The 17,777-nt window shown below is 53.9% G+C and carries 16 protein-coding genes and 1 tRNA gene; 9 read left to right on the top strand and 8 right to left on the bottom strand.

The genetic code is table 11. The features are described 5' to 3' along the window. Positions 1-238: 238 nt before the first annotated feature. Together ABQ298_01380 and ABQ298_01375 are read left to right on the top strand one after the other, a co-directional pair. Positions 239-496, top strand: a complete 258-nt coding sequence (locus tag ABQ298_01380; GenBank protein MEQ9823015.1) for a type II toxin-antitoxin system prevent-host-death family antitoxin — start codon at positions 239-241, stop codon at positions 494-496. Then, positions 484-792, top strand: a complete 309-nt coding sequence (locus ABQ298_01375; protein MEQ9823014.1) for a type II toxin-antitoxin system RelE/ParE family toxin — start codon at positions 484-486, stop codon at positions 790-792. Before ABQ298_01380 ends, ABQ298_01375 begins: the two co-directional genes overlap by 13 nt. A 190-nt stretch (positions 793-982) precedes the next feature. On the opposite strand, the gene ABQ298_01370 is transcribed toward ABQ298_01375, so the two are convergent. The 3 genes from ABQ298_01370 to ABQ298_01360 form a co-directional block, all read right to left on the bottom strand. Beyond that, on the bottom strand, positions 983-1,387 hold the full coding sequence (locus ABQ298_01370) for a type II toxin-antitoxin system VapC family toxin (GenBank protein MEQ9823013.1): 405 nt from the start codon (positions 1,385-1,387) through the stop codon (positions 983-985). After that, on the bottom strand, positions 1,369-1,752 hold the full coding sequence (locus ABQ298_01365; protein MEQ9823012.1) for a hypothetical protein: 384 nt from the start codon (positions 1,750-1,752) through the stop codon (positions 1,369-1,371). The genes ABQ298_01370 and ABQ298_01365 overlap by 19 nt, the downstream gene beginning before the upstream one ends. Before the next feature lie 759 nt (positions 1,753-2,511). Further along, positions 2,512-2,601, bottom strand: a tRNA-Ser gene (locus ABQ298_01360). A gap of 122 nt (positions 2,602-2,723) precedes the next feature. Here ABQ298_01360 and ABQ298_01355 point away from each other — a divergent pair. Continuing rightward, complete coding sequence (locus ABQ298_01355; protein MEQ9823011.1) at positions 2,724-3,755, top strand: SAM-dependent methyltransferase; 1,032 nt, start codon at positions 2,724-2,726, stop codon at positions 3,753-3,755. Here the strand turns inward: ABQ298_01355 and ABQ298_01350 are convergent. After that, entirely contained in the window at positions 3,742-6,234 is a 2,493-nt protein-coding gene (locus ABQ298_01350) for a glycosyltransferase (GenBank protein MEQ9823010.1), read from the bottom strand. The genes ABQ298_01355 and ABQ298_01350 overlap by 14 nt on opposite strands. A 271-nt stretch (positions 6,235-6,505) precedes the next feature. On the opposite strand from ABQ298_01350, the gene pyk reads away from it, so the two are divergent. The 3 genes from pyk to ABQ298_01335 all read left to right on the top strand — a co-directional run bounded on the left by pyk (position 6,506) and on the right by ABQ298_01335 (position 9,024). Next, entirely contained in the window at positions 6,506-7,960 is a 1,455-nt protein-coding gene (gene pyk / locus ABQ298_01345) for a pyruvate kinase (protein ID MEQ9823009.1), read from the top strand. Positions 7,961-8,133: 173 nt separating this feature from the next. Then, positions 8,134-8,415, top strand: coding sequence for a peptidylprolyl isomerase (locus ABQ298_01340; GenBank protein ID MEQ9823008.1), 282 nt, complete (start codon positions 8,134-8,136; stop codon positions 8,413-8,415). A gap of 219 nt (positions 8,416-8,634) precedes the next feature. Continuing rightward, positions 8,635-9,024: a hypothetical protein gene (locus tag ABQ298_01335; protein ID MEQ9823007.1), complete on the top strand. Its 390-nt coding sequence runs from the start codon at positions 8,635-8,637 to the stop codon at positions 9,022-9,024. Positions 9,025-9,026: 2 nt separating this feature from the next. On the opposite strand, the gene ABQ298_01330 is transcribed toward ABQ298_01335, so the two are convergent. Both ABQ298_01330 and ABQ298_01325 read right to left on the bottom strand, forming a co-directional pair. Further along, entirely contained in the window at positions 9,027-9,977 is a 951-nt protein-coding gene (locus tag ABQ298_01330; protein ID MEQ9823006.1) for a hypothetical protein, read from the bottom strand. 139 nt (positions 9,978-10,116) lie between these two features. Continuing rightward, positions 10,117-11,535 carry an MFS transporter gene (locus ABQ298_01325; GenBank protein ID MEQ9823005.1) on the bottom strand — a complete coding sequence of 473 codons (1,419 nt, stop codon included), beginning with the start codon at positions 11,533-11,535 and terminating at the stop codon, positions 10,117-10,119. Between the two features lie 109 nt (positions 11,536-11,644). Here ABQ298_01325 and ABQ298_01320 point away from each other — a divergent pair, with 109 nt between their 5' ends. Together ABQ298_01320 and tkt are read left to right on the top strand one after the other, a co-directional pair. After that, complete coding sequence (locus ABQ298_01320; protein ID MEQ9823004.1) at positions 11,645-12,337, top strand: LON peptidase substrate-binding domain-containing protein; 693 nt, start codon at positions 11,645-11,647, stop codon at positions 12,335-12,337. Between the two features lie 26 nt (positions 12,338-12,363). Further along, positions 12,364-14,370: a transketolase gene (tkt, locus tag ABQ298_01315; GenBank protein ID MEQ9823003.1), complete on the top strand. Its 2,007-nt coding sequence runs from the start codon at positions 12,364-12,366 to the stop codon at positions 14,368-14,370. A gap of 360 nt (positions 14,371-14,730) precedes the next feature. Here the strand turns inward: tkt and ABQ298_01310 are convergent, their stop codons facing one another. Together ABQ298_01310 and ABQ298_01305 are read right to left on the bottom strand one after the other, a co-directional pair. After that, complete coding sequence (locus tag ABQ298_01310) at positions 14,731-16,335, bottom strand: AarF/UbiB family protein (GenBank protein ID MEQ9823002.1); 1,605 nt, start codon at positions 16,333-16,335, stop codon at positions 14,731-14,733. 68 nt (positions 16,336-16,403) lie between these two features. After that, complete coding sequence (locus ABQ298_01305) at positions 16,404-16,718, bottom strand: hypothetical protein (GenBank protein ID MEQ9823001.1); 315 nt, start codon at positions 16,716-16,718, stop codon at positions 16,404-16,406. Between the two features lie 299 nt (positions 16,719-17,017). Here ABQ298_01305 and ABQ298_01300 point away from each other — a divergent pair, with 299 nt between their 5' ends. Continuing rightward, the gene (locus ABQ298_01300) at positions 17,018-17,536 is read left to right on the top strand and encodes a hypothetical protein (GenBank protein ID MEQ9823000.1); all 519 of its coding nucleotides are present in this window, start codon (positions 17,018-17,020) and stop codon (positions 17,534-17,536) included. The last annotated feature ends 241 nt before the right edge of the window (positions 17,537-17,777 follow it).

Here is a 17,777-nt window from a genome sequence, read left to right as displayed (position 1 = left end):
CGGTCTCCTTGATCGCTTCCAGGGCAACCCTGGATTTGAACTCGGCACTGAATGAGCGGCGTTTCTTGGACATGCTTTTTCCTCCTTTTTGGTAGTTTATTCATAGCTTGTCCACCTGTCCAGTTTTCCGGGACCACTTCAATCCCACATGTGATCGTTATCGATTCCATGGTGATGACCACTATTGACGTTAGAGAATTAAATTGAAAAACCTCAAAGTATCACTTAAGTGTCACTCATGAGAACTGAACTGGTCACCACTTTAAAAAGAAAAGCTACCCAGATACTCAAAGAAGTAAAGGAAAGTAAAGAGCCTGTTTTGATTACCGAACATGGATTGCCTTCAGTCTATCTTGTTGATGCCGAAGATTTTGAAAGAAAAGAAGAGAAATTGAAGTTACTCGAAGGAATAGCCAGGGGTGAAGGTGCATTCCGTGACGGCCGTGTTGTTTCTCACACTGAAGCAAAAGAAAAAATGAAAAGATGGCTGAGCTAATCTGGACCCTCCCTTGCCTCGAAAACCTCGATGAGATTGCAGACTACATTGCACTCGACAATCCCGAGGCAGCCAAAAAATTGATAAAAAAGATATTCTGCGAAGCAGAGGCACTTTCTGGATTTCCATCATCTGGAAGTGTTCCTCCTGAGTTACAAGGAACTTCGTATAGAAGAATTGTCGTTCCTCCAGTGAATGTGTATTACCGAATAGACGGAGATAAAATGGTAATGATTCATGCTCGAAGGGCTGAACGTTATTTTTCAGTCGAGAACCTCCAAAACTATAACAAATAAATCAACCAAATTCGAAGGGGGTCAGACGCAAATTATAAAGATTTGCCCCTCGTTTTGTCGATTTATTCTCAGCTACTATGGATCTGCCTGAAAGCATGCCTGAGGAATGAGCGACGGCGAAGGGCTGAAGTCCCTTACCGATCCCGATAGACTCGGGCGACATCTTTAATAGTGATTTTCTATCATTTTTTTAGGGTGACGAAGCTGAGTACCCCGAATGCTGCGCTTTTTTAATGAATGCAGTATCGAAGGTCTTCATTTCGTAGCCCTCGCTGCGAATCAGGTGCAAGGCATCTGCAAAATCAAAGCCTGTTTGATAGTGCGCAAGCACCTGCTTCAGCACTGTTTTGTCTGGCACCAGGATTTGCTCGAGCCGAATCACCTTATCAAAAGCAGCGCAGATCTCATCTCGCGGCACACCGTAAACCGCACGCAGCACCCATTCGGTTTCCAAAAACACGGATTCTGGAAGGAAGACTCCATGCCGCTTAAAAAGCTCTTTCGCGGATTCACATTGCTCCGTTGCACCCTCGTCTTTGACGAGAAAACGCACCAAAACATTCGTATCGATACTGACTATGCCTTGTTTTTCCATTGCTGGCGAAACATGACATCGACCGCGCTATCCATTTCCTCCAGAGCGACCTGTGACCTTGCCGGTTTAATGCATCCAGCCACTTCTTCCACTTTCAGCACCCGATCATCTACATTTTCATCCGCCGACTGCCCAAGCGTGTACAAGATCTCCGCTTGCAGGCTGCGTGCGTGCTGCTTGGCCCTGCGCTTGTAAGCCATATGCAGATGCTCCGGTATGTTTTTGATTGTGATTGAAGCCATAAGACAATTTTGCAACCATAATGGTTGTTTGTCAAGCAGCCCACTTGAAGCGAAAAGCATTTGGCTTACCCGAATGAGTCCAACGCATATCATAAAGATTTGCCCCTCGTTTTGTAGATTCATTCCCGGCAACTTTAGATCTGCCTCAAGATATGTCTGAGCGAAGCTTGGGAGCACATAACGCTGTTGCACAGCGCCAAAAAGGGCTTTGTGTCCCCGACTCGTCGGGGTTTTTGCAGCGGCTTTGAACAGGGCATTGCAGGTTTCTCACCCGCTTTCAGCGGTTTTGTGAACAACGCTATCAATACGGTTGAAGTCTACAACATTTCGGAGGTGGCTTGCCTCTCTTTTCCCACGCACAAGGCCTGGACTCATGAGTCTCTACTTTGAGACAAAAATCTCAGTGTATCGAAATCCTCCAATATGAGTGCAGTTTTTTTGGCTCTTGACCATTTTTTGAGTTGCTGCTCCCGCTTGCCCGCGTCGCAGCGTTTCATTGGTCCTTCGACGTAAACAAGCTTAAACGACCTGAGCAGCTTCGTTTGCCGTGCCCCAAATCCACAGCGATGTAGATCCATCCGTCTTGATACGTTATCCGATATCCCAACATAGAAGGAACCGTTTCTGAACATCAGGATGTAAACGAACGAAAGCCCTTCGACAGGCTCAGGACATCCGACGCTATCAATACGGTTGAAGTCTACAACATTTCGGAGGTGGCTTGCCATGAGCAAGTGAACGAAGGAACTGAGGAAACGCGTCGAATGGCGGAGAGAGGGGGATGGGCACTTCGCTTTTGTCGGATCCTGACTTCGTCTGGACCCTCGGAACAAACCCCCTCCGGGGCTTCTCATCCCCCTTGCCCTGTTTTTCTACGAAAAGTGGCGGAGAGAGGGGGATTCGAACCCCCGGTAGAGTTTCCCCTACGACGATTTAGCAAACCGTTGCCTTAAGCCACTCAGCCATCTCTCCGCTCGGACTCAAGTAAAGCTCGAAACTTGGAGTTTTGGGGGATCAAAGTCAACCGAAATATCGAAGATATCTCCGCTTCAGTTTTGACCTGCAGGATGCCTGCTGCCAAGGATTTCTGTATCATGGCAATCCGTTCCAACAGCTTTCAACTTTCTGACCTCTGGGTTGAGGCGATCCGCCCCGTTTGCAATGCTCAAGGCTACCTGAACTATGAGGATTTTTCGCGCCTGGCACTGTTCCATGAAACCCTGGGCTACTACCGTCGGGAAACGGTTCGCGTCGGCAAATCCGCAGATCGTGACTTCTACACCTCGAGCAGCCACAGTCGGGTATTTCCCGATCTTGTGATTGCGGCCTGTGAGCACCTGCTTGCCGAGAGCGGACTCCCGATTTCTTCCTTCGAGTTTTGTGAGATCGGAGCCGAACCCGGAGTCGACCCATGGAGGGAACGCACCCTACCCTTTGCAGGCTATCGCATCCTGCGGCTCGGACAGGCATTTGAGATACCGGAATTTGCGGTGGTGTATTCCAATGAACTCTTTGATGCCCAGCCCTTTCACCGCTGGCTCGCGCAAAACGGCAAGTGGTGCCCCATCCACTTGTGTATGCAGGGCAATCAGCTCAGCGAAGTCATTGCTTCGCAACCGCTCACCGAAAGCGAGGCCCGTGCTACAGCACTGCTGCCCAAAGCACCCGCAATGGAATACCACCTCGACTGGTCCACCGCTGCGTCGGAGTTGATGCAAAACATCGTCAACACAAGCTGGAACGGATTGCTGCTCGCGTTTGACTATGGAATGAGCTGGAAGCAGCGCATTGAAGAAACACCCCAGGGCACGGCACGGGCCTACCGCTCGCACAGGCAGATCGAAGACCTGTTTCACAATCCCGGTGCGCAGGATCTCACAACCCATGTTTGCTGGGATGCCCTCAGTGCGGTGTTGAAAAATGCGGGCTTTGGCTCGATCCGGATTCACTCACAGTCCCGATTTTTTCTGGAACATGCGGCACCGAGCCTGCAGCAGATCATCACCGCCTCCAATACACTCACTGACCCACGCAAGGGACAGTTGCTGGAGCTGATCTCACCGGGGTTTTTCGGTCAGAAATTCCAGGTACTATCTGCACTGCGAGGTGAAATCAGGACTTCGTAGCGAATAGCAAGGTGGCCGGAGATGGGTGCTGCGTCTGCGGTGGCCATGCAAGGAAAAAGCGGGTATCGTGCTCATCCAGATTGGGGTTAAAATAGGGATCACGCGCAACAATGGCACCCCAGTTTTCCGCCAATCTGCCGAATTCCGAATCTGCCGCATCGGCAGGCGGTGAAATCACATCTTGTGTTATCAGCCGGGCGTAGGGAGTCCAAACGGTGTATCGACCCGCATCGAGGCGCACTCGCAGGCAGTAGTCGATATTCCAGCAATGGTTTGCGTAGGCATCGGCATCCAGTCCTCCCAGAGCTTCAAACACCACCCTGCGCGTGACCAGGCATTGACCCGCAACTGCGAGATACCGCTGCGTCAGGTGTGCCCTGCCCATGTGCCCAATATCCGCCTGGGGCAATCCGCGAAACGCATGCAATACGCCCGAGCAACTCGATTTCAGAATGAGTCCGCCGCTAAAGGTGGTCGCATCCGCATACTGCAGCCACGGACCTGCCACGCCTGCACCCTGTCGATTCACCTGAGCACAGAGTTCGTAAAGCCAGTCCTCGTGCTGCGGGCGAACATCCGCACTCAGCAAAACCAGAATTTCCCCAAGAGCCATGCGTGCCCCATGATTATACGAGCGCGCGTGATTTTCCCGATTCAGACCGCCCACCCGGTGTATCTGATTCGCGCGAAATTCGGACCATTCCCTGGACTTCAGAGCCGCCCCGTCATCCACAATCACGAACTCCAGAAACGCCGGGTGCGTCAGACTGCGAAGGGACTCAAGGCAATGTCGGGTCTGCTCCGCGTCCAGATCGAGCAGAATGATCGAAACCGTTGGCAGAAAATCCAGTGCAGGTTGCACCCGGAAAGATCCCGACCACGTCCCGGGATGGACCAGGGAACGGTCGTTGCGGGCGGAGAGATAGTTTTCAATCGCACGTTTGCCTGCGGTGACAGCGTAGGGTTTGGATTCGATCGATTTTGAGGTCGAACTGTCAAGGTAGCGCCAGTGATACAGAATTCGCGGGATGTGAAGGATGCCCTGCTCTTCCACATGCGCGACAAAGCGCAGGGCAAGATCCCAGTCCTGCGATCCCGACAGGGTTTCATCAAAGCCACCGATCTCCCGCAGGACAGAGCTGCGGTAAACACCGAGGTGGGAAATGCAGTTGTGGGAGAGAAACAATTCCGGATTCCAGTCCGATTTGAAGTAGGGATCAAAGCGATTGCCCTGTTCATCGATCTTATCCTCATCGGAATAGATCAGGTTCACTCCGGGATTTGACTGTATCGCAACCGCAACGTGGTATAGTGCGTGAGCTGGCAAGACATCATCGTGATCCAGCAGCGCGCAGAATGTTCCCTCGGCAATTTCGAGTGCGCTGTTGGTTGCTGCGGAGATGTGACCATTTTGCTCGCGAAAAACTGTACAGATGCGTGCATCGAGCTGTGCGTAGTGCTCCAGCATGGCACGAACGTGAGGCTGTGGAGAAGCATCATCGGCGATGCAGAGCTGCCAGTGCGGATAGCTCTGCCGACGCACGGATTCAATCACCTCCGCAAGCCACCTCTCCGGGGTATTGTAGGTGGGCAGCAGCACCGAGATCAGCGGGGCATCCTGCATCACTGCAATGGCTTCGGCAATTTCCCGCTCCTGCAATGCAGTGGGTGTATCAAATTGCTGCACCCACACGTCATAGGCCTGATCCAGTTGACCGGTAGTCGATGCAGCGGTTCCGGCACACACGAGGGTACGGTGCATCAGGCAATGGCGCGCCCCGCTCTCAAACTCAGCCCAAATCCGCAGAAAATTGGGTCCGGTTCTCAGTTCCAACTCCACATTGAAACCACAGTGGGGTTCCACCCGAAGCTCAGGTGCAAACTCCCGAACCACATCCAGGCGCTCCCAACCCAGCGAGCATGGAACCTTGCGATGATCCACCGCCACCCATACACGCCGGGGGGCTCTTCCCTTGGCATCACAGCACCATCCACCCAAATGCAGTGAATCCGAGCCACTCAAGCGCAGTCCGGATTTTGGAGTATCCAATCCGCAGAAAAAATTTCGTTCCACTGGTGTTTTTTCCGGAACACCCCTGCCGGAAAAACGGCGGACTTTGGGAGCTGCCGCAGATCGCAGCTCCGGCAATGTCGGCAATTGATCAGGAGAAACCCCTGCCTGTAAAGCCGCATGGCGCAACTGCTGCACATGGGATTTTAAAACCGAAACGTGTTGCTCGAGCTGATCCTTGACCGCTACGGTATCCTGCAGTCCCTGCTGCAACTTCGCGATTTCCTGCCAGAGGTAGTCGACGTCAGCCTGACGAATCCCGAGCAGGTGGTCACGCCGGGTGGCCGCCTCAGCCGCCTCGTCGTAGATTTCGATCATCTGTTCGATCATGCGGTGGCAGCTTGCCACTTGCTGGCGTTTGCCATTGAGCCTGGATCGGAACCCATCGGTGTCTGAGCATTCGTTCATCTTCAACTTGCAGCGCATGCGTGGAGCGTGATCGACATCTGGCCGAACGCCGCTCAAAAAAGGTTATGGCAGCACCTTGCGAACAAGCAAGACGGAACACGCCGAAAGTAGGAGCAGAGATCTGCAGAAAAGCACCTGCGCCCTTTCTCAGTCGCTCCAATACAGAGGTTCTGATAAAAAACCAAGACTCGCAAAGCACTGAGCTGCTCAACAATGCAAAGATTTTGCAAGCACTTCTGGAAAAGCATCAAGCATTGGCTATGCTGACTTCGTGCACATTCCATCCCACTTCAGACACACCAAAATCATCTTTACGGTCGGCCCATCCACCGCTGCACCGGACATGCTTCGCACGCTGATCCGGGAACGCGTTGATGTCTGCCGCATCAACATGGCCCACGCCGATGAAGCCTGGACACGTTCCATCATGGCCAACCTGCGACAGGCCTGCCGCGATGAAGGACGCGAAATCGCCACCATGATCGATGTAAAGGGTCCCGAAATCCGCACGGGAAACCTACCCGAACCTGTGGAACTCAAGATCGGAGATACCGTCGAGTTCTGGACCACTGAGCCGGAGAACCATCGGGACGGTTCCACTCTTCGGATCAGCGTCAACTACGAGGGCCTGCCTCGTGACTTGAGTCCCGGTGCCACCATGCTGGTGGACAGCGGCCTGATCCAGCTGAAAGTCAACGACTGCACCGACGACCGGGTCCGTGCCACGGTCACCATCCCGGGAACCATGGGAAGCAAGCGCCACATCAATCTGCCGGGTGTTGAGATTCGCATGCCGTCCCTGACCGAAAAAGATCGCAACGATGTGCGCATCGGTGTCGAGGAGGGCGTGGATCTGATCGCACTCTCCTTTGTGCGCAACGCACAGGCAGTGCATGAACTTCGGGAATATCTCTGCAAGCTGGGTTCCCACGCGCGCATCATTTCCAAAATTGAGGATCAGACCGGATTGGGAAACCTGTCCGACATCATCCAGGCATCGGATGCAATCATGATCGCACGAGGTGACCTGGGCATCGAGATCTCATACGAAAAACTTCCGTCCATTCAATACCAGTGCGTGAAGCTTTGCCAGAAGTATGGGCGTCCCGTCATCGTGGCAACTCACATGCTGGAATCCATGATCAGCGCTCCCGTTCCCACTCGCGCCGAGGTCAGTGACGTGGCAAATGCCGTTCGGGAACAGGCAGACTGTGTCATGCTCTCGGGCGAAACCACCATGGGTTCGTATCCACTCGAAGCCGTTCGAGTGATGAAACAAGTGATTCAAGCCACAGAGGCCGTGCAGCATGAACACCAGCTCAACCATCAAATCGCCCTCAAGACTCCGAAAGCAAAGATGTTGCGCAGTGCCGCCCTGCTTGCGGAAGAAATGGGCGGAGCCAGTATCGTAGTCTTCACACGCAGCGGATTCCTTCCCCATGTTCTGGCAGCGCTTCGACCGCACGGGATTCCAATCTACGCGTTCACCGATATTCAACACATTTTCCGCCGTCTGATCCCACTGTGGGGGGTTGAACCGTTCAGAATCGAATTTAACAATGCCGACCCCGAAATGACAATCAAACACAGCTTTGCCAAGCTGGTGAACGGGGGCTGGTGCAAGACCGGAGATCCGCTGGTGGTGATCACCAATGTGCTCGCCCACGGCGAAATCATCGACACGCTTCAGCTGCGCAAGATTCCCGAAACACTTGAATCCAGTTGATTCCCTAGAGCGCGCCAAACAGTTGGGATCGATCCTCGGCAGAATCGGTTGTAACCAAGATTCTGACCCAAACCGCATAGACCCCATTGCAAATCCGTCGAATTCCAAAAAATTCCAGAATGTGCAATTCAGGATTGTCAGCTGCTTCGTTTCCCATTCAGACTGCGGCCATGATGATGAAAGCTAGAGCGCGTCACATTCTCGTAAAAACCGAAGAAGAATGCCTGAGCATCAAAAACAAGATCGAAGCGGGTGCGGATTTCGCCAAATTGGCTGAAGTCGCCTCGGAGTGTCCGTCGGGCCGTCGTTCCGGAGGGGATCTTGGTGAATTTACGCAGGGACAAATGGTTCCGGAGTTCGACAAGGTTGTTTTCAATGAAGCTGTAGGCGTGGTGCATGGTCCCGTGCGCACCAACTTCGGATATCACCTGATCGAGATCACATCGCGCAGCTGATCGCTCGTTGCTGCCAAAGCACTGACCCACACTGAGGCTGGAAGCGCACCGAACTCTCCGAATCTGTGCGGATGTGGAAGTTGTGGCATCGATACCAACGCAATGCCCTTGCATTCCGGTTTCGACACCGTCGATCAAACCCGACTCGACTACCTTATTTCAGGTAAGCCGCAGGGGTCACGCAATCCCGATTTCTTCCGTTAATCAATACCTGCATTCATGAGGGAGGAGCAAACAGAATATGGTATTCTTCATTTCCACGAGCATTTTGTGGTAGGAACCATCCATGCCGGAATCGATTTTGACAAGGCCTGTGTGGACGACATAGTCACGCGACTCAATGCCGCATACGGAAACCGGCCTTTTGTCTACATTTCCAACCGGATTCACGACTACAGCCTCAACCCTGCTCAGGTTCGGCGCCTCGAATCGGAAACCTCGATCATGGGGGCCGCGTTCGTTCTGGTTCGACGATTCTCCCACGAGAGCTTTCAGACGGAGCGGGTATTTTACAAACTCCCGATCGCGACCTTTCAAACCGTCGATGAAGCCATCACCTGGGCGCGCTCTCAAATCGACAGTCAACGCCCGTCTGACCCGGAGAACTGACCCTACTTCCCTACCTGCGCAGCTCGACTTTCCGTGCTGGCAGCCTCAGCGTTGCGCTGTCGCAACACCTCCACATAGGCGTCGGTTCGCTGCAGCAGTTCAAAATCCACCAGGGCATATTCCAATTTGCCATGGCGGCGGATCAGATTCCCATGGCGATCCTTGCGCAGGATGATGTGGCTGGGCTTATTGTCGAGCACACGAAACCCTTTCAACCGCAACTCCTCCTCCACCCGCAACGTCAGGTTCCGAACCTCTTCCTGGCTCAGCAATCCTTCTTCCATGTAGTTTGCAGCATTGCGGCCTTTGACCCAGGCAAACAGATAGAGGTACTGGCGCTCAAAATCGAGATCGATGCTGGAGTATTTTGGATCCAGATTTTTCGCCATTCCATTGCGATACCGGTCAAAACGGGCTTTTTCCCTGCCTAGTTTCCAGGAGGGAACCCGGGTAGCCGGGGAGAAAATCGCCACAGGATGCTTGGTTTTGATGCGCAATTCCTGCGGTCCGAAGCGTCCATTTCGCAAATCGACCAATAATCCAAACTCCTGAAAGGGGTCATTGAATTCAGCCTCCCCAATGTCAGCGGGCATCTTGTCCGGAAAGGTCTTCGCAACGTGCAGGGGAACTGCCTCCGCGAAGCGGGAGAACTTCACCACCAGATCCTGACGATTCCCATGCAGATTGTAGGTTGGCATGCGATAGACGTGCCCACTTCCCTCAAAAAGCCGCTCGCCCTCTTTGGCGTAGCGCTTGTCATCATACCAGTGCTTTGTGCGCAGGTTTTCCAGGAGTCCCCACCCCTGGCGCGTCACATAAAACTCATTGCCCACCGGATCTTTGATATAGACGTAGCGCACACCATAGACCTTTACACGGGAGGCCTCGGGAACATCACTGAACTTCATTTTCCGCGCTTCGCGGAATTTCAGGGGAATCGGATTTTTATTCATGCTCATGGGTGCTCGGTTCTCGTATGCAAACCGCACCTACCATACTCGAGAAACTGCATCGCGCATCAGTGGTGGTCATATTTTAGTCGCATCGCACAAGCGGCATAAGCAAAAGTAGCACTGCTTATCCAACCTGAACTCACCCTGCTCCAGACCCTCCTGCTGCATCTGCAGCCAGCCGTTGCTTGATTTGCTCGTGCTGGGCACGTGTCATGCCAAACTGTGAAAAAACGATCGCTGCCAATAGAAAGAAAAAGCCTACCCCCACACCAAAGACCAGCCGCAAGCGCTGAGCAACCTGATCACTTTGCACCGCTGCACCTGCTTCATATCCCACCCAAAACAGCAACGGACCCGTCAATCCAATACCTGCCGCACGCGCGAGCTTCGAAGCCATTTTCAGGCAGCCAAAATGCGCTCCATCCCGCCGCTGTCCCCGCTGCGCCGCATCGAAGTCGATGGTATCCAGCACGAGCGATTCCAGTAGTAGGATGGACCCCACCGCAATGCCTCCAAGCACCGCCATTACCAGGGGTCCGGCCACGCTGCCATACGGGAAAAACGGATAGGTCACAAAGGTCAGTATGGTCAGTAAAGTGAGGCCCACCAATGCGGGACGCCGCTTCCAGAATCGGCGCGAAAGCATCAACCACAACGGAATGCCAATCACAATCGATACGATGAAGACGATCAAAATGAGGGAGACCTGACGTTCTTCATTCAATCCGAGCGCATCCTTGTAATAAAAGAGCGCAAACCCCGAATTGAGTGCCCGGGCAATGGCTGCAAGACAAAATGCAAACACCAGATTCCGGAAATAGCGGTTTTGAAAGACTGAAAACAAGGCACGAATCGACTCGACCAAGCCCTGCATCCCAAAGGTTGCCCTTCCCTGCCCGGATGCGATCGGATAAACGTCCCTCGTGCGGATGCTGCACCAGCAAATCACACTGTTGAGCACCAGCACGCCCGCGAGCACTACCGCCGCGTCTGAACGCCCCTGCATGACGTCACCCCCACTTGCCAGCTGGGTGGGAAGCGTGATTCCCAACAACAGACCCACATTGGAAAACAGCAGGCGCCAGGCAAAAAAACGGTTTCGCTCCGTACTTTCCGATGCAAAGTCCCCGACCAACGCCACATGAGGCACACTCACCAATGTCATGGAGCTGTTGACCAGCAGGTAGGAAAGCAGATACCACACAAACAGCGCACCTTGACTGGCATTGCTGCCTGGCTCGAGCAGCAATTGAGCTGGTGGATTAAACATCGCTATGCCTGAACCGCCCAGCAGCAGCGCACCCAGCAGGATGTATCCACCACGGCGCCCCCATCGCCGACTGCCCGTTCGATCCGACACCACACCCATCAGCGGATCGGACACAGCATCCCAGGCAACCGCGATCACTGCCCCTGCAGACGCAAGCAGGGGATCGAGACCACAGGCGCGAATGTAGAACTCGAGCAAATAGACCTGCAGCAGCAATTCAAAGGCAGTGACACCCGACTCTACCGAAGCATACCCAGCCTTGCGCCATGAACTCAATTGACGAACCATCCAGCAGCCTAGCGGGGGCATTGCCACTTGCAACTTATCCCGATGCTTCCCTGCCTCCGGATTCTCTGCCAAAAAACAAGGCCTGCAGATTGCATCTTCCTGCATCCCCATGCAGATTTCCGATATCATGGGGGATTTTATTGTTCCAAGAATCATCCCGGCGATGGTATTGCGAGATGTAGTCTTTTATCCGCATTCTATCCTGCCGCTCTACATTTTCGAAGCTCACTACCGCCACATGCTTCGGGACGTGATCGAAAACGACCGCATGTTCACCATTATTCACGCCATCCCCGATGAAGCGGCACTCCATACGGAACTTCCCTTCAATGAATGCGTGACACTCGGATGCGTCAAAGCTTGCCAAACCTACTCCGATGGAACCTCCATGGTGCTTCTTGAGGGAATTTGCCGTCTCACCGTACAGCAATGCCTGACAGACGGACCCTACCTCCAGCTCGAAGTCGCTCCGGTTATCGAAAACACTGCAGATCCCGCAGCGCTTGAATCGCTGCGAATCCAGACCTTGCAACTGCTGGAAAAAATCCACCATGTTGGCGGTGAAATCTCCGATGAGGCCATGGAGCATCTGCGCAACATCAACCAACCCCACCATTTTGTCGATCACGCAGCGGCTTCCTTTTTCAAGAGCACCAGTGCGACACAGCAACTGCTCAAACTCTCCGATCCACTCACGCGTTACTCCACCCTACTGCAGCATCTCAAACAGTACTACCAGCGTTTCGAGTGGATCGACTCCATCATCAGGGATATCCCGCCTGAAGACATCGGCCGGAATTAGTTCTTGAAAGGAACGGTTGTGTCCGAATGATGAGTTTCACTATGGAACTCGACTGTCAGATTCTGGAAAAAGCTGCAACCCAAGCCCGTGGTCTCGCCATTGATGCGATCGCCGCCTGCAAGTCCGGCCACCTCGGCCTGCCGCTTGGTGCTGCCGATATGGGCGCCGTGCTTTTTGGGAAAGCACTGAATTACTACCCCAAAGATCCCAATTGGCTCAACCGTGATCGCTTCATCCTCTCTGCTGGACACGGCAGCATGTTTCTCTACGGATGGCTGCACCTGGCTGGCTATGACCTGCCCATCGAAGAGATCAAGAATTTCCGCCAACTGCACAGCAAAACCCCCGGACATCCTGAGTATGGCGAAACTGATGGCGTAGAAGCCACCACGGGGCCGCTCGGCCAGGGCGTTGGCAATGCTGTGGGCATGGCAGTTGCAGCCCAGATGGCCGCAGCCCAGTTCAACACCGACACCCACACGCTGTTCGACCACAAAGTCGTCGTGCTGGCAGGGGACGGCTGTCTGCAGGAAGGTGTCGCCATGGAGGCGATTTCCTATGCGGGTCACAATGGATTAGACAATCTCATCCTCATCTACGATTCCAACGATGTCACCCTCGACGCCATGGCGGATGCCACCCAAAGCGGCGATGTGCAGCAGCGTTTTGAATCCTTCGGCTGGGAGACACAGCGCGTCGATGGGCACAACATGAAGGAATTCCTTGCCGCTTATGAAAAGGCCCGGAACTCCAGCTCGGGAAAACCCCAGTTGATCGAAGCCAAAACCCTCATCGGAAAGGGCATCAAGGAAGTTCAGGGAACCGCAGCCGGACACGGTGAGGGCGGTGCAAAATTCGCACCTGACGCCCGCAAAAACCTTGGGCTTCCCGAGTCGACTTTCTACGTTTCAGACGAAGTGCGCGACTATTTCGCCAAGCACACTGCCGAGCTGGAAGTCAACTACCAGCGCTGGATGCAGACCTACCAGGCATGGCAGAGCGCAAACCCGAAGCTTGCACAGGTGCTCGAACGCGCCATTGCCAAGGATTACGGCACTGCAGAGTCGCTCTTTGCCGCAATTCCGGAGTTTGAAGTCGGCAAGGCCGATGCCACCCGCAACACCGGGGGTGCGGTGCTCAATGCGCTCGCAAAAACCACACCGACACTGGTCAGCGGAAGTGCAGACTTGCACGGCTCGACCAAGAACTACCTCAAGGGTGCCGGGGATTTCAGCAAAACAGACCGTTCCGGACACAATTTGCTCTTTGGGATTCGCGAGCACGCCATGGGTGCCATGCTCAATGGATTTGCCTACTATGGTCTCTACCGCGCATCCGGTGCCACGTTCCTGACCTTCGCCGACTACATGCGCGGTTCCATCCGCCTCGCATCCCTCGTTGGTCTGCCCGTAACCTACGTATTCACACACGACTCCATCGGAGTCGGCGAAGACGGCCCGACCCACCAGCCTGTTGAAGTGACCTCAGCACTGCGCGTGATTCCGAATCTGGACGTGATTCGCCCCGCTGATGCCGAAGAAGCAGCCGGTGCCTGGGTGGCCAGCCTCACACGCAATGACGGACCCACCGCGCTCATCCTGACTCGTCAGAATGTTCCCGATCTGAGTTCCATACCGGTGGAAACCCGCCGCAATGGGGTACTCAAGGGTGCCTACATTGCCAAAAAGGAAACCGCCGCGCTAGAGCGCATCCTGTTGGCCAATGGCAGCGAGCTTTCTCTGGCACTTGAGGCCGCGGAGCAACTGGGCAACGGAACCCGTGTCGTCTCGATCCCGAGCTTTGACCGCTTCGAACGCCAGAGCGCCGATTACCGTGAGAGCATTCTGCCAAGCAGCTGCCGCAAGCGTGCAGCAGTGGAAGCCGGAGTGCCCGATCTCTGGTACCGCTATGTTGGACTTGACGGCAAGGTCGTTGGACTCAACCGCTTTGGAATCAGTGCACCGGGTGCCACAGTCTACAAGGAACTTGGCATCACTACAGATGCTGTGGTGAAGGCAGCTCAAAGCCTCTGAGTCTGAGCATTTGAAGTTGTTGAACCGGTGTCTGCCCGCAGACACCGGTTTTTTATTCCATTTTTGGTTTAAACAACTGAGATTTGTAACATCGGCTGGCGAATGCCAAGCGATCAGGCCTATGACCCACATAACGCTGTTACACCAATTCTTGTTAAAAACACTGATCATCAATCACGTTTCCGTAGGGCTCGCGTTCACCGCGATGCCGCATCCTGTGAGGTAGCTGAGGTCTCCGGCTAGCGAAGTCCCTACGTTTCTTGTTCAGTGAACAAAACCAGAACCAATATTACACAGCACCCAAAAGCACACCGCCCCCCTGACTCAAGCAGGAGCAAGCAAGATTGAGACGGTCGATTCTCAGCGGTGGCGTCCGTGGCGAATGATGTCAAAAATGACCCAAAGCCCCAGCACCGCACTGAGCAGGTAGCCCAGCAGCCCGAGTTGCGGGTATCCCCACAGCAGCGGACCCGTTCCGGTCGTCATGATCATGGAGGAACCAATGATCAATGATCCGATGATCAAACCGAGCACGACCCGGTTGATAGCGCCATCGAGCGGTTCGGCCAGTTTCTCCAGCCGATCCAGGCGCAGGTTGAGTCCAATGTCTTCATTTTCGATGCGGTGCAGCACACGCTGCAGTTGCCCCGGAACTTCTGCCACATCCCTCACCCATTCCTTGCTGTTGAAACAAAACTCACGCCACATTCGATCCGGGTGGTAGCGTTCGAGCATCAACTTGCGCAGGAAGGGTTCGGCGATTTTGGAAATATCAAACTCGGGGTCGAGCACGCGCCCGGTTTCTTCAACGGAGACGATCGCTTTGGTCAACAGGGTGTAGTCGCGGGACATGCGAATGCCGTTCCGGGACAAGACCCGAGCGAGATCGAGCATGATCTCCCCTGCCTGATTCACCCGGAAATCGGCACCGTGGCGATTCAGAACATTCGCAATATCCATTTCAAGGTGCTGTTCATTCACAGGTGGACGGTTCCGGTTGATGAGCCGCGTCACGCGAACCAGTTTCGACGCGTCCTGCTGGACGACGGCATCGAGTAAATCCGCAAGGATCCATCGCATCTCGCGGGTTAACTGCCCAGTCAATCCCCAATCGAGGATGCAGAGTCTTCCATCCTCGCTGACCAGAACATTGCCCGGATGTGGGTCCGCATGAAAAAACCCTTCAACCAGAATCTGGTGAAACATCGATTCACCTCCGCGCTGGGCGAGCTGCCGCTTTTTCTCCTGGGTCCACTCGGCCTCATCAACACTCACCCCTTCCACATGTTCCATGACAAGCAGTCGCTTGCTGGTCAGGGATTCGAGAGCTACAGGGGCAAAAACGTCCGCTTTGTATGGATTGTGCTCGTTGAAAATGCGCGAGTGCACCGCTTCATTGCGAAAGTCCAACTCCTGTCGCAAGCCCGTTTCAAGCGCTTCCACAATGCCCGGCAAGTCGTAGGCCTCAAGATCCTTGACCCGGCGGTGAATGTTCTTGGCAAGCCAAGAGAGGATTTCCATGTCAGCGTTGAGTTCCTGCTCGATACCGGGGCGGCGCACTTTGATCGCCACCGCCATTTTCTGCTCACGCAGAACCGCCTTGTGAACCTGGGCAAGGGAAGCACTGCCTGTCGGTTCCATGACGATCGAGCTGAATACCTCTGACCAGTGCTGTCCCAGTTCCGCACTGAGCACTTCCGTCATTTCTTCAAATGGGATCGGTTCGACGTCGTCACGCAGTGCTTTTAACTCCTCGACCATGACCGGCCCGAGCAAATCAGGACGGGACGAGAGAATCTGTCCAATTTTCACACACGTGGGTCCCAGATCCTCGCAGGCGTGCCGGACCCGCTGGGCAACTGTCATGTCCGCAATTCGGGTTCCCTTGTCTGAAATGACTTTGCGAAACCATGAGGAAGGAAGATTGAGATGTTTGAGGAAATCCGCAAAGCCATAGCGAACCATCACGGAGATGATTTCCCTCGCCCTCCCCGCGTCTCTGAACAATCGAAGGGGTTTCAAAACATTCAGACTCAGGAGCTTGCCTTTTTGAGTTTTTGAAGCTCTGCCTCAAGTTCGTTGAGGCGTTTCTCCATGCTCTCAAGCCGGGATTTGCGAACAAGCCCTGCTTTTTCAATGTTTTCTTCAACCCAATGCTCCACCTGCTGCCGGGCCTGGTGGTACTCCTTACGACTGTCTTCCAGTATCTGCTCAGCCAGCTCTTTTGCTTCATCGGTGGAGAGCTTTCCCTTCTCCACCCACTCATTGAGTGATTTCTCGAGCATTTCCGCAGTCACAACGGTTGCCCCGATGCCAGCCAGCAAGGATTTTTTGATGACGTCTATCATGCAAACAGCATAATGAAGTGCAGGTGCATTGACAACTGATGGCAGAACAATTTCCAAATTCCCCATCCAAAATGCACTTCTCGGCGGCGGAGCCGAAATCCAGAACAGCACACTTCCACCGCCCCGCCCCAACTCGAATCTCCTTTTGCAGTCTGAACGAAAGCAAAACCACAGCGACGAGTTGACCTTGCGACCAGAATCCACATAGCCTTTCCGTTAAGAACTCTGACAGCAGAGTTATCCCAGAAACTCATCCAGTTCATTCGGTTTTTGGCTCAACCCCCAAATCCATTACAGCCATGGCAAGACAACGCAAAAAAGCCGGAATCCTCAGCATGCTCTTCCTGGGCATCATCTTCACTGCTTCAGGTGCAGCAGTCGTTCATTTCTTCGGGCATGACATTTACCTCGAGGGTTCCCGCGATACCGGAGTGTGCGAAATCACTCGTGTCGGATTGCTGGGAAAATCCGAAGTGGTCGAGTCCTTCCCTGTTGACCGTTTACAGGGAGCAACGGTGCTACGCTCCAAAACTTCCGACGGGGATTCCACCTACAAGGTCATCATTGAAACCCAGGACGGAAGCATCCCACTCACGGGATATGCCTCGAGTGGACGCAGCAAACATGACGCAAACGCAGACAAGATCAATGCCTTCGCAAAAGGGCAATCCGATGTGCTCTCCGTCAAACAGTCGGGCACTGGCATTCGCATCGTCGGGTTGTTGTTTGCCGGGATCGGATTACTGATGCTGCTGGGTTTTGTCTGGATGCTCATCAAACTCGTGCTTGCACTGGTGCTGCTTGCAGTTTCCCGCTGAGCACCCAGTCGGTGGAATCGCACTGGGAGCCATTTGCTTAACCTTTCCCCTGTCCTGGCTTCTCCGCTGCACAAGAGAAAGGCATGCTCAAGATGTGCAATTGCATTTGCGTTTGCATCCGGCATGTTCAGCATGGGAATTGCGATGTCGGGAACCAAAACAAAAAAGATCCGGGCCGATGAACTGCTCGTGCTCAGGGGACTCGCGGATTCACGCAGCGAAGCCAAGTCCCTTCTGATGG

The sequence above is a fragment of the Puniceicoccaceae bacterium genome (assembly GCA_040224245.1).
Lineage (GTDB): Bacteria > Verrucomicrobiota > Verrucomicrobiia > Opitutales > JAFGAQ01 > JAKSBQ01.
The sequence above is the reverse complement of the archived record's forward strand: the minus strand, read 5'-3'. Positions and strand labels throughout refer to the sequence as shown.

Excerpts from the sequence above, each read along its gene's own strand:
- ABQ298_01350 (MEQ9823010.1), bottom strand. The coding sequence starts at position 6,234 with ATGAACGAATGCTCAGACACCGATGGGTTCCGATCCAGGCTCAATGGC.
- ABQ298_01365 (MEQ9823012.1), bottom strand. The coding sequence starts at position 1,752 with ATGAATCTACAAAACGAGGGGCAAATCTTTATGATATGCGTTGGACTC.
- ABQ298_01325 (MEQ9823005.1), bottom strand. The coding sequence starts at position 11,535 with ATGGTTCGTCAATTGAGTTCATGGCGCAAGGCTGGGTATGCTTCGGTA.
- tkt (MEQ9823003.1), top strand. The coding sequence starts at position 12,364 with ATGATGAGTTTCACTATGGAACTCGACTGTCAGATTCTGGAAAAAGCT.
- ABQ298_01340 (MEQ9823008.1), top strand. The coding sequence starts at position 8,134 with ATGATGAAAGCTAGAGCGCGTCACATTCTCGTAAAAACCGAAGAAGAA.
- ABQ298_01300 (MEQ9823000.1), top strand. The coding sequence starts at position 17,018 with ATGGCAAGACAACGCAAAAAAGCCGGAATCCTCAGCATGCTCTTCCTG.
- ABQ298_01310 (MEQ9823002.1), bottom strand. The coding sequence starts at position 16,335 with ATGGTTCGCTATGGCTTTGCGGATTTCCTCAAACATCTCAATCTTCCT.
- ABQ298_01335 (MEQ9823007.1), top strand. The coding sequence starts at position 8,635 with ATGAGGGAGGAGCAAACAGAATATGGTATTCTTCATTTCCACGAGCAT.
- ABQ298_01305 (MEQ9823001.1), bottom strand. The coding sequence starts at position 16,718 with ATGATAGACGTCATCAAAAAATCCTTGCTGGCTGGCATCGGGGCAACC.
- ABQ298_01355 (MEQ9823011.1), top strand. The coding sequence starts at position 2,724 with ATGGCAATCCGTTCCAACAGCTTTCAACTTTCTGACCTCTGGGTTGAG.
- ABQ298_01370 (MEQ9823013.1), bottom strand. The coding sequence starts at position 1,387 with ATGGAAAAACAAGGCATAGTCAGTATCGATACGAATGTTTTGGTGCGT.
- ABQ298_01330 (MEQ9823006.1), bottom strand. The coding sequence starts at position 9,977 with ATGAATAAAAATCCGATTCCCCTGAAATTCCGCGAAGCGCGGAAAATG.
- ABQ298_01320 (MEQ9823004.1), top strand. The coding sequence starts at position 11,645 with ATGCAGATTTCCGATATCATGGGGGATTTTATTGTTCCAAGAATCATC.
- ABQ298_01375 (MEQ9823014.1), top strand. The coding sequence starts at position 484 with ATGGCTGAGCTAATCTGGACCCTCCCTTGCCTCGAAAACCTCGATGAG.
- ABQ298_01380 (MEQ9823015.1), top strand. The coding sequence starts at position 239 with ATGAGAACTGAACTGGTCACCACTTTAAAAAGAAAAGCTACCCAGATA.